Origin of the sequence: Photobacterium sp. GJ3 (genome assembly GCF_018199995.1) — a bacterium.
GTDB lineage: Bacteria > Pseudomonadota > Gammaproteobacteria > Enterobacterales > Vibrionaceae > Photobacterium.
In genome coordinates this window covers 3436223-3448547 of sequence record NZ_CP073578.1, presented here as the reverse complement: position 1 = coordinate 3448547, position 12325 = coordinate 3436223, and the positions used below count along the sequence as shown (strand labels likewise).

The 12325-nt window shown below is 45.7% G+C and carries 6 protein-coding genes; 2 read left to right on the top strand and 4 right to left on the bottom strand.

Translation table 11 applies throughout. From position 1 onward, the window contains the following. Positions 1–22: 22 nt before the first annotated feature. Positions 23–625 carry a thiol:disulfide interchange protein DsbA/DsbL gene (locus tag KDD30_RS16075; RefSeq protein WP_211646726.1) on the top strand — a complete coding sequence of 201 codons (603 nt, stop codon included), beginning with the start codon at positions 23–25 and terminating at the stop codon, positions 623–625. Positions 626–696: 71 nt separating this feature from the next. Here the strand turns inward: KDD30_RS16075 and KDD30_RS16070 are convergent, their stop codons facing one another. The 4 genes from KDD30_RS16070 to KDD30_RS16055 all read right to left on the bottom strand — a co-directional run bounded on the left by KDD30_RS16070 (position 697) and on the right by KDD30_RS16055 (position 8581). Further along, positions 697–981, bottom strand: coding sequence for a hypothetical protein (locus tag KDD30_RS16070; protein WP_211646725.1), 285 nt, complete (start codon positions 979–981; stop codon positions 697–699). A gap of 70 nt (positions 982–1051) precedes the next feature. Then, the gene (locus tag KDD30_RS16065; protein WP_211646724.1) at positions 1052–1552 is read right to left on the bottom strand and encodes a DUF2059 domain-containing protein; all 501 of its coding nucleotides are present in this window, start codon (positions 1550–1552) and stop codon (positions 1052–1054) included. Between the two features lie 430 nt (positions 1553–1982). Then, the gene (locus KDD30_RS16060; RefSeq protein ID WP_211646723.1) at positions 1983–2483 is read right to left on the bottom strand and encodes a DUF2059 domain-containing protein; all 501 of its coding nucleotides are present in this window, start codon (positions 2481–2483) and stop codon (positions 1983–1985) included. 185 nt (positions 2484–2668) lie between these two features. Continuing rightward, complete coding sequence (locus tag KDD30_RS16055; RefSeq protein ID WP_211646722.1) at positions 2669–8581, bottom strand: toxin TcdB middle/N-terminal domain-containing protein; 5913 nt, start codon at positions 8579–8581, stop codon at positions 2669–2671. A 958-nt stretch (positions 8582–9539) separates the two neighbouring features. Here KDD30_RS16055 and KDD30_RS16050 point away from each other — a divergent pair. Beyond that, on the top strand, positions 9540–12311 hold the full coding sequence (locus KDD30_RS16050; RefSeq protein WP_211646721.1) for a hypothetical protein: 2772 nt from the start codon (positions 9540–9542) through the stop codon (positions 12309–12311). The last annotated feature ends 14 nt before the right edge of the window (positions 12312–12325 follow it).

The window sequence follows — 12325 nt, the reverse complement described above, 5'->3', positions numbered from 1 at the left end:
ATTTCTCAGGGAGACCCGACACATGTTGAAAAAACTTTTTGCCCTGGCAACGGCTGCGTTGCTGTCTATGTCTGCGCAAGCAGCCACCTTCAGCGAAGGTGATTATTATCAGGAACTGGAACTGCCAAAATCGTCCGCACCGGTCGTTACCGAGTATTTTTCATTCTACTGCCCGCACTGCTACAACTTCGAGCCGCTGATCCAGCAACTGAAGACTGAAATCCCGGACAACGCCAAGCTGCAGAAAAACCATGTGTCCTTTATGGGCGGCAACATGGGCACTTCGATGAGCAAAGCGTTCGCGACTTCTGTGGTGCTGGGAGTTGAAGATAAAATGATCCCGGTTCTGTTTCAGCAGATTCACCAGCTGAACAAGCCACCACGCAACGACGAAGCCCTGCGCCAGATCTTCATCGATCAGGGTGTTTCAGCCGAAGACTTTGACGGCGCTTTCAACAGCTTCGCGGTTAACTCCATGGTGAACCGTTACAACAAAGGCTTCCGTGAAAGTGGCCTGACCGGCGTGCCAGCGGTTGTAGTAAACAACAAATACCTGGTGAAAACCGACAAAGTGAAATCCGCCGAAGAATACTTCGAGCTCATCAACTTCCTGCTCAAGCAGTAAGTTTGTTTTCATTGTAAAAAGGGCCGAAAGGCCCTTTTTTGTGTCTGAATGCATCATCAGGCGAGTGCTCCCTAGATCCTGAGTTGTTTGCAGAGCCAGTCGCAGGCTCTCATAGAAAAATAAAACAACAATATAAATATCACACCAATCAAAGCAATCAGACTCAATGGCAACCATTGATTATCCATAGCCCTTATCGGTTCATGAATATCTACGCCTAACAAATTTGGGATGATATGTTTCATTAACGTAATCAAAGCAACATCAATGGCAATTACTATATTCACAACAATAATACGCAGTAAACGATGAAATTTCGTCCGACCCGCTGCGATTGAAAATGGGTGATCTTTCATTGTCGGCCGTTGCCTCTTTCAATCATCCCCGACAATATCCTTTTCGAACGCCGTCAGGGTTATCACTCGATTAACGGTTACTGTCTCGCATTCTTTGTATCTCTTTTTTGAAGTCAGAGATGAGTTCCTGAACTAAAGGTTGAATGCTTTTCGCTTCATTCATCAAGATAGGTTGAATTTTCTGCTGTATCACCGTTGATTCTTTCACCATTTTTTGCCCGAGCGGTGTCTGATAGAACCGAACCAAATTATCGAGTTCTTCTTGAGTAAATGAATCCATATAGAGTGAAATGATCGCACCTCTCACTTTTTCTGACTGATAAAAATCAATCAGTATTTTTCTTTGGATATAGCTATAGCTCACGGCAAGTGTTGCTTCATCGCCATTGTTGGGATCAATAAACTGTGCATATTGACTTAACATAGCAGGCCTAAAACCTTTAGCCGTGACCTCTAGAGATTCATCTATCTTCAAAGCCTCAATGAGGTTTTCAGCAGATTCAGTATGAGCATCCGCTAATACTGAAAAAGAAAAAACGGTCACAATAATTAAAATTAATTTTTTCATCATATCAAGCACCCACACACCATTCGTCATCACCTAATCGACCAATTATTTTTCCTGTCGATCACAACATACTGAAATCTAAATACGCAATAGCTTGCAAATCCAGTCACAGATTCTTAATGAGTAATACATAAAAATAACAAAGGCCACACCTTCCAGAAAAGTAGAAGTAATGATTAGCCATTTATTTTCCATTTCCGGAGCAGGCTGATTGATATCAACCCCAAATTGAATAGGGACCATATTGATATAAATCGTAGCCAAAGACACATCGAACGATAATACAATAATAACCAACATTGTTCGAAGAAAACGATGGAATTTAGTACGGCCTTCTGCGATGGAAAATGGGTGATCTTTCATTGTCGGCCGTTGCCTCTTTCAATCATCCCCGAGAATATCCTTTTCGAACGCCGTCAGGGTTATCACTCTATTAACGGTTACTGTCTCGCATTCTTTGTATCTCTTTTTTGAAGTCAGAGATGAGTTCCTGAACCAAAGGTTGTATGCTTTTCGCTTCATTCATCATGATAGGTTGCATTTTCTGCTGTATCACCGTTGATTCTTTCACCATTTTTTGCCCGAGCGGTGTCTGATAGAACCGAACCAAATTATCGAGTTCTTCTTGAGTAAATGAATCCATATAGACTGAAATGATCGCACCTCTCACTTTTTCTGACTGATAAAAATCAATCAGTATTTTTCTTTGGATATAGCTATAGCTCACGGCAAGTGTTGCTTCATCGCCATTGTTGGGATCAACAAACTGTGCATATTGACTTAACATAGCAGGCCTAAAACCTTCAACCGTGACCTCTAGAGATTCATCTATCTTCAAAGCTTCAAGGAGATTTTCAGCAGATTCAGTGTGAGCATCCGCTAATACTGAAAAAGAAAAAACAGTCACAATAATTAAAATTAATTTTTTCATCATATCAAACACCCACACACCATTCGTCATTACCTAATCGACCAATTGTTTTTCCTGTCGATCACAACATACTGAAATCTAAATACGCAATAGCCTGCAAATCCAATCACAGACTCTCATAGAAAAATAAAACATTAGCTTCATAGTACTACCTACCATATAGTTACAATCATTCCCAAAGAAAAATATCAATTATCTTCCGAAGTTCCATTAGTATCAGATGAACTTTCATGATTATTTTCCTGATCTGTTTTAGAGCTTCCATCAACAGATGAATCATTCGATTTTCCGGGGCCATCGTTTTTATTACCAGATTTACTTTTACTAATTTTTCCGCTATCAGAGGCTGTATTTCCCGAAGTACTATTTTGAATAGAAGCACCTGTTATTGCTGCACCTGAAAGTGTATCCACAACATCCAATGCAGGTTTCAGCTTTGATGGCAAAGCTTTAGCCATCGTACCAACTGCCCCAACTTGTGCAACCCCTGTAGCAGTAAGTACAGCTCCAACTGTATCAAAACTATCTCCATCAAGTGCATCAATTGCGACATTCGTGATCCCACACCCAGCAGAAATGAAACCAGATCCTGTAGCAGTAGCAGCAGTCCCGGGGTTGGGAGCAAATGCTGTTACTGTTCCAGCAGTTACTGCAACCCCTCCGAAAGTATTTGCACAATCACTAGTTATATTTTTCAGTTTTTGAATGGTATCTTTACGTATCCTATCTGACATAGTTTTAATTTTATGATTAATTTCCGCAGTCGCGCCATAGCTATAATAAGAATCAAAATCCGTGTAAATCGACTCACCTTCTGGGTCCGAATACTTTAAAGGATTTCCCCGCCCATATGCATACGGTGACCACTGTTGCGGATCGATGAAACGTTCATTGGTTGCAAACACGGGATCTGGCGTGATGAACTGACCCAGCCCATGATCCATATAACGTTGTGAAAAATAACCTAATCCGGATTCACGGTCTTGTTCTTTGTCCGTAAAGCGGTAATGCGTTTTCTCTGTTTGACCCAGTTTTTCCTCAAGCTCGCCAAACGGCTCATAATTGAAGGCATTAATAACCTTTGCATTATCGTCAAGCGAGAGCTCTGTCGAACCCAGGTGCTGCTTGACATAAAATAAGCCGGGGCGGAACGGGCCACCAGTCTGATCTGATTTGGCGATCCGGTGGTTCCCTAAGCGCACAAACTTAACCATCTGGCCATCACGAATTTCTACATCCTGACTGATGTAAAAGACTGTACTCGTTTTCCCTTGTGTCGCTTTAACTTGTTTCACACGACGTTGGTTATTGTAGTCGTATGCGTAAGTTGCCTGATGCGTAGTGTTTTTCACACTGGCCAAACGATTTTGGTGATCCCAGGAATAAGACTGCGCCCCCTCGCGGATCCGGTTTCCGACCTCATCATATGTGATTGCAGCCTGCCCCAATGTGACCGCATTTGGTCCCGGCAGCGCTGAATCTCTTTGTCCCACATGACCAAAACGCTGTGTATTTGATGCATCATGGCTACCGCCATAACGCAACGACAAGGTGTTCCCCGACTGAAGTGGGTTTGACGAATTTTTAGTGATCAAGTTGCCAATCGGGTCAAACCGGTACTCTGTCAGGGTCAGCTTATTTTGCTCTGTTGCCAGCCGGTACCAGTCGTCATAGGTGTATGCCCGTGACTGATCCAGATCATACGCTTTCTCAGACTGGCCCAGCTCCGTCGCTATCGTCTGTTTATCCGCCACAGAACGGCCATCTTCAATAGCGAGCAAATTTGAAACCGCATCATATTCATACTGCAATGATTGCAACGAAAGATGGTCATTCGCACGCGTTGTCTGGACATTGCGCAGCCGTGTTAAAGCATCGTACTCGTATGTACTGGTCACGCCATTCGATAAACCCACCTGACTGAAACGGCCAGCAGCGCTGAATGACACTGCATCAATCACACCGGGAATTGATGTTAACTCGCCGCCCGCTCCGTATTCATAATGCACCGATGTATTATCCGGATAAACCTGCTGAGTCAGCTTACCGGCACTGTTGTATTCACGTTGGGTGGTAAAAATCGGTGTCCGCTCACCCAATGCAATCATTTGCCGTTTCTCCAGCACCCGGCGACCGTTGGCATCATAGCCATACCAATGATGGCCAGACTCATCCGTCACTTCACTCAGTCGGCCTTTCAGATATTTCAGTGCCGCATCGCCACTGCCATCGTAGCGGTAATGGACCCGGCGTTTTGCATTGGTTCTGACAATCTGGGGAAAAGCACGATTCATTGGGCTCACTAAACTTTTGTCCAGATAACTGCTTTCCTCAACCAGTCGGTTCATGCCATCGTACGAATACACCTCAACGACACCACGCCCGTTGACAGAAGCGGTCCGGTTATTGGCAGCATCATACTGATGCCAGCGCAGTCCCCGGTTCGGATCATTGATAAACGTATTTCGTCCAAGGCCGTCGTAAGCCATTACGCGCTGATTTCCAAAAGCATCAGTCAGGCGGGTAAAGTTACCGACCACATCAAAATCGTACCGGGTCACCCATTCCTGTAATGATCCCTGCTCACCATCACGGCCTACGCCGACATTTTCTCGTACTTCTCTGAGCTGGCCAAAGCCGTCGTAAACAAGCCATTTCCCAGCACCAGCGTGGCGCCCGCCTGCCAATGTTTGTTCTGAATCCTGTATCCAGACTTGCTGAGGGTGATATATAGCCTCGGTGTAGGTTGCACCGTGGCTTGATGTTGAAGGAATCTGTTTGCGAACCAGCCGGCCTAGCCCATCGTATTCACTGCTCGTGTATACTGACGTCGGCGCAGACTGATAGCCCAGCGTCGATGCGAAATACGGCAGGTATACTTTATGCTGATGGCCTCTTGCGTCATATCGATGTTGTTGACGCACAACAACCCCTTGCTCACTTTCAGCAGTTGTCATTAACCTTCGCCCAGACCCATCAAAATACTGGCGCGACGCGATTGCCCGACCACCAGACTCCAAGCGCTGGTGGATCCCTACCCAATTCACCGAACTTCCGCCAAAATCTTGCTGATAGTGGTATTCAAAGGTTTGTGTAGGAGCACTCAGGCTATCACCGGGCTTCACGATGGATTTGACCCGGCCAAGGCCGTCATAAGCAAAAGATGTTTCGCTGGCATTATAATCCGTGAAAGACACCATCAAGCCCAGATGCTGATCATATCGCGCAGCTGCATTCAGCGTTGCCCCGCCTAAATGTGTGTTTTCAGCAACAGGGTACAAGCCATTTTCATAGGCAATGGTTGTCCAGTGACCGGGCTGTTGACCATGCAACGGACCATAAATCGCGATCACATTCCCATATTGATCATAACGAAAGCGCTTGGCCAGAACCGTGGCCGATGAAATATCAGGATTCACCCAACGTCGGTGAGCGGTGAGATTTCCCTGAGTTACCTCACCAAACTGACCCAACCCAAAGCTCTCATCGTCGTAATACCACTGTTCTTTCGTCGCAATTCTGCCTGTGCCGTCTTTGACAATTTTTTCTATCGGCTTGTTTAACAGCCCATGATCCAATGAAGTCTGGTTCTCAGCACTATATCGCCACAGGGTTTCACGCTGTTCCTGCCATTGCCCACTCTGACTGCCTTTTTCCAGTAAACGCGTCATATTCCCGAAGTCGTCAAAATCATACTCCCAGGTCAGCGTGACAGGCACACCTTGCCCCAGCTCAATGACATCGCGCTGCTTCTTAATCACAGTGGCAAAAGTCACCTGGCGTTGATCATCAACACTGTCAAACAACTTTCGGCTGTGCCAGGTCGACGTTTCTGCCCAGTAAGTTTTGCCCAACTGATCTTTCTTAATGACAGACGCTATCTTGCCACGTAACGATTTATCATCGAGTCCCAGCAGAAATGAGAAAAATGTACTCACGCCCGGAGCCGCTTCACTCGGGGGTTCGATTTCTTCAGCATGCTCAAACCCAACAAACTGGCGTTCCTTCGCGGAATAGTACCCATTGTGGTAGTGATATTGCTTGATGTCGGAAACCGCAGGACGACTCGCATCACGATGAATCACTTCCTTCACGATTTGCATTGCCAAAGGCACAGTATGCGGCCAGTGCCGACCTTGTTCGGTATCCCGCTGCATTTCTTCAGCGATGGTGCCATATCGAATCTGTGATGTTTTCCCGATCCCGTTACTGACGCTTTTCAGCTGATTCGGTAAATCTCCGGGAACCAGTGTCATATAAGACATCGACTTATCACGCTTGCCTGCGCGAAACCAAACAATGTCCGTGACACCATTGCCATCGACATCCGCCATCGACACTTTCGATGCCGCAATCCGATCCGGATGCGTCAGCCGCAGGGGTTTACCAAAAGAAAATTGCCCCTGTTCACCGGATAATCCTTTGTTCGGCCATATCACCACCCGAATCCCGTTGAGATAAATCAGATCAGACAGTCCGTCATGATTCACATCTGCAAAACGGACATTCTTGATTGAGAACAGTTCACGGCCAATAGTACCGAAGTTCCTAAAATCAACCGCATCCCCGAACCCTTCAAGACCACGATTCGGGAAAAACATCAGGCGGGATTTACCCAGCGATACTAAATCAGGCAGCCCGTCTCCATTCATATCTGCCATCAAAGTATTTGGCGTTCCCAGCACCGTACGCTCAGCAAGATGAGGGACAGGTAAGCTGATCGCATCATCCCAGCCAGCACCATGATTGAGCGCGACTGAATGTGAAATCACACCCCCGCTAGAATTAGTGACGGTCATCAAGATATCTGCCAGCCGGTCATGATTCATATCAATCAGGCGCGCATTGCTGTTTTGCAACCTAAGCTGAGGGCGGCCGTAATCGTTATCAAACTGCCAGTCATGATTGCTGTCGAGCGAAAAAACATTGGTTTTCTGAGATGTCGCATTCACGATGTTGATTTTGCCATCGCCATTCACATCAGCCCACTTCACGCCCGAAGCGGATAATTTACTGAGTGAGTGGGTGGTCATTTTCTGCTGATCAGAAAATTTGACGGTGCCCTGATCGTCCTTCCCTTGGTTAATCCAATATTGATTTGGGGAAAAACCAGTATTGATAAAGTCTGGCAAGCCATCCGCATTGATATCGACAAAGTCGGCATCTTTGCTGGCCACCGGTAAATACTGGCCACTGGGTATGTAGTGCGTTGTGAAATCAGCCGCCGAAAATTCAGTGTACTGATAGGATGTCTTCGGCGAACGATCCACACCATTCGAGGCGACTTTCTCGACAGACGACAAACGCGATAACATTTGCCAATCATGAATAGCTTCATACCCGAATTCATAGGCGTAAACCGGTTTCCCCTGATTACGTACAGCGATCTTTTTGAGTCGGGATAACTGAGTCAGTTCGAAACCGGGTCGATAATTAACTATCGGATCCGCCCTGTGCTCATATTCAAAATGAATGAGTGATTGATCGTCGTTATATTTAATATCAGACAGGTAAACCGCTTGCGTTTGATCCAGTTGGGTATAGTGATATTGAATCACGTTGCCTTGACTATCCTGTGCTGAATCAATGTTCCACTGATAGACTTTCTCACCACCAGGGCTCGTAATCACTGACGATAATTTAGTCCCTAATGTCCATGTTGTTCCATTCGGTAACTGTACCGTCCAGCCATTTTTTAATCGTTGATACTGAATAAACTGGCCTTCAACTTCCGCTCTGTATAATTGATTCCCAACATGAACCAGTTCTTTACCAGACTCATTCACAAAAATATCGGGGGATACTTCATTATACTGAGGTAATCCCTTTACCGTCTGGCGCTTAATTGAAGGTAAGCTGATCCGACGACCAATACCAACGACGCCATTGCCATACCCACTGTCATAATCAACCGCCACCGTTGGCGTAAAATCATTTCGGCCTTTCGGAAAAGACAGAACGATTTGATCCTGGCTGGTACCGGTATTTAATTCCGTCGAAAACCCTTCACCTAACCCCTGAATAGTTCCGGGACCGGAAGGCAAGTTGATGACAGTGGGCGATACAGCACTGATTTCTCCAGAAAAAGAGGGGGCGCCCATGTGAGCAGCGCAAAGATGGCCAAAAAGCGAGCAGGGTTCATGCGTCAAAAATTCGTCAGAAAAAACTGGTGACAACACTATCACCAAGGAGTTGATAATAAAAAATAAAAATCAATAACATTGTTCCCGATCGCATATGTTATGAAACATCAAGAAATATCCAATATCCAGATTGACAACAAAAAGAAATAAAGCAAAAAATTGCCCCTATTTTTTATTTCATCGCCCCTTATCTTCACTGGCTGTCAACTTTATGAATAAAACACTGAAATTAACCTTCAAAATTGCCATCATATCCTTACCCGGGATATTCATGATGGACGCTCAAGCGCAGACCGTATTTCAATCTCAAAAATTTGGAATAAACATTGAGAACTTAAGAAATGAGTTCATGACTCATTCTTGCCCCAAAAACTATACTCTGAACAAAGAAACCAATTGTTGTGAAAGTCCAACGGACTACTCTTATTCAGGAAACTCATTTAAACTAGAGACTGAAGAGCGTGCTGCATACCCCATAGGTACATGCGCTAAAGAGATAACGATACCAGGCTATCTTTCTTGCCCAAGCGGATATACCTACGGCAATATAGGGTATTGTTATAATCCAAAAAACAAAACAACAAAATACGATATAAGCAATACATTTTATTTTGTTAAACACAAACAACCACGCACACCAACAATAAAATGGGATAATGATACCGTTTATAATGAAAGGCTGGTTTTTAACAGTGGATTTAAGGGGGAGTTCAAGTACACAAAAGGTAAAGAAAAGCTACAAGTAAATGATGGCACTTATTATGAAGTGATAAGACACACTGGCATCCCAGCCAAACCTATCTGTGACATTGGTAACATGATAAGTCGTCACTTACCGCCATGCTTTAGAAAAGTTGCTAAGGAGCCTTCCGGACATAAGTTTCCCGCAACATTCATTGATCCCATCGGAGAGGTAGTGGAATCGCTCTATTACAATCAAGCAAAACAGCAAGATGCCGCTTTTCGCTATCTGGATCTGATGTACACCCAAAACACGGTCAGCGACCGCCTCAAAAACAATCAGTTCGATTTCTTTTGGGGAAGCAGCGAACAGAACCGCGTTCAAGAAGCGATTCATACCCTCAACGAAAAAATTGTACAACGCAATGATTTAGACGGTCTCAAGCTGTTACTGCTTGATGTGTATTATGATCGTGCCGTCGCGGAAGCCATTCTTGCCAGACAGGATATCGAGCAGGCTCGAATTGAGTGGGTCAGAGATGATCATGCCTCGGCTGACAATCATCTCACATACCGCAAGGCAGCCGTACAACGTCTGGAAACCGCCCTCAATGATTACTGGCAACTGGTTGAAACCCATCCTGAGGTTCTCAAGCAATTCACGCCGCAACGTGGTTTAAACAGCCCGCGCTATGTAGACAGTAGTGGCCAGTTCGTCCCCGTGGCCAGCAATGAGTTACTGTTTACAGGCTATAAAGACACCGCCATGCTGTATACCCTGATGAATACGCTGGCAGAGCAAAAGCTGGCAGTCGCCAAACTGACGCTACAAAGTGGCGAAACCAATCCCACTGTCATTACGGATCTTCAGGCAGAGCTGGAGTCATTTACCCAATCCCTCGAAGCAAAAGATCAGACCCTGAAGACATTGTTTGGCGAGCAGGTACTCAAGAATGCCACCACGACCTCTGGTCTGCCAGAGTCCATCGCGACACTGGAAACCCACCTCAGTGCGTTAGGCTCAGCAGCAAGCTGGTTAACCGGCGAAACCAACCTGCTTGGACTTCCTGAGGACAGCATTTTGCTGGTGCAAGGGTATGGGATTGACGGCAATACGGTGTTTGACTCTTTTGACGCGCTGAAAGCCATGATTGCAGACCCGACTTCAGGTGCACTGACCCGGGCCAAAGAAGCACGCCTCACAGCGGCAAACCAATATACAACTTACAATCACAATCGCGACCAGTTCAAAACCAACTATCAGGTCACACAGCGCCAGCTCAATGATCAGCTCTTCCAGCTCCTCGGCTGCACCTACGATCCTAAAACTGTAGATCACTGCACGCTGAACAACAACCAGCGTGCTGGCAGCCAGATTGCCCAGCAATACTTATTGATCACAGGCGCAAAGCAGAACATTGCCCGGGCACAACAACAATTACAAAATATCGACGCTGCAGTTGCCATTGAGGAAGAGCGATTGGCAACAGAGAAGGGGATTACTCAGGCACTCGAAAAAATTGTGGTTCAATTTGGCCAACAACAACTCAAACTGCGGCAGTTGTTACTGAATAAAAAAGATTCTCCAGATCCCACGGGTAAAGATCTGGAAGCGCAACTCAAAATACTGTCTGATTTCATCGATGGCAATGGCTTCGTCAAACTGGATGATGTCTTAGCAGCATCTGAAAATTTTGAATCCAAAATTAAATCAATGAAAACACAAGATGCGAAGAATTATGCATCTGCGCTCGCTGGCCTGGAACGGGCGACGTTAATGAGTCAGGAAGCAGCACTGCTCGATAACACTTCAAACGCTCGCATCAAAAGTTTCTTGCTTGAGAAAAAAACGGCCGAGCTGGATATTGCCCGTTCGATGACAGCACTACAGCAAGAGACAGACCGACTGACAGGCCTGCTGAATCAGGCAAAACATGTCAAAGCCCAGCTCAATGCGCATCAAGCCGAACAGCTCGATCGCTACTATGCTGATCCACTCCACTACACGCGCCTCACCGCAGAAGCAGAGCAAGCAGAGAAAGCTTTTTCAAAACTACAGGAATGGCTGTTCTATGCCGTCGGCGCACTTGAGTATAAATGGCAGGAACCCTTTATTGATCGTAGCCATGGTTTCAATAAAGCATCGTTGTTTCATCTCTACACGATCGACGACTTAACCCGCTTTTACCAGAGTCTGATCGATTTTGACAACCAACGCAGCATACTCAGTACACAACAGGCCATTGATACTTTCTCCCTGAAAGAACATGCCTTTGGCTACGTTGATACGATCCGGGGCACCACACAATGGTATCCATCGCCGGCCGGAACAGGTGAAATGCTGACAGCCGAAGAGGCCTTCAAAACGAAGTTACGCAGCCTGACACGGCGCTTCGGTTCAGATAGCTGGCTGACGGTCGAATTCAGTACCATGAAGGAATTACCGCGAAGTAATTTCTTCCAAGGCCCGATTGTTGCCTCAAACAAGGATGTTCTGTGCCTGGCAGATGCGGGAACCTATCTGGATAAAATTGAATCCATTTCAATTAACCTTCCGACCGCTTATGTCGTCTCAAATGAAGATAAAACGCAGGCATTTCTGACCTATGGCGGGAATAGTTATCTGCGCAGTAAAGAAACTGGCTCAATTTCCATGGATGAGTTTGGCATTGATGATGAAATCATCACTTACTCAACTCGATTCTGGGATCATGCCAATGGCCAGTTAACATTTACAGACAGCTTCAGACAACAGATGAGTGCGAACATCACACAGACAGATAGCCCTGACACGCATGAAATGCGAAATCCGACTTTCTCATTTAAAGAACGCAGTGTTGCTGCGAGTGGATGGCGACTCTCGGTAAAAGTCGCTGACAGAACTGGAGATATCATTGATATCGATGCTTTAGATGATATCGAAGTCCGCTTTAAGCACCGTTACAAATCAAGAAACTTCCAGACCTGTGGTGGCGATAATGGCGGCCCCCTCCTGCTACTAAGATAAAGTCTGTTGAAAAG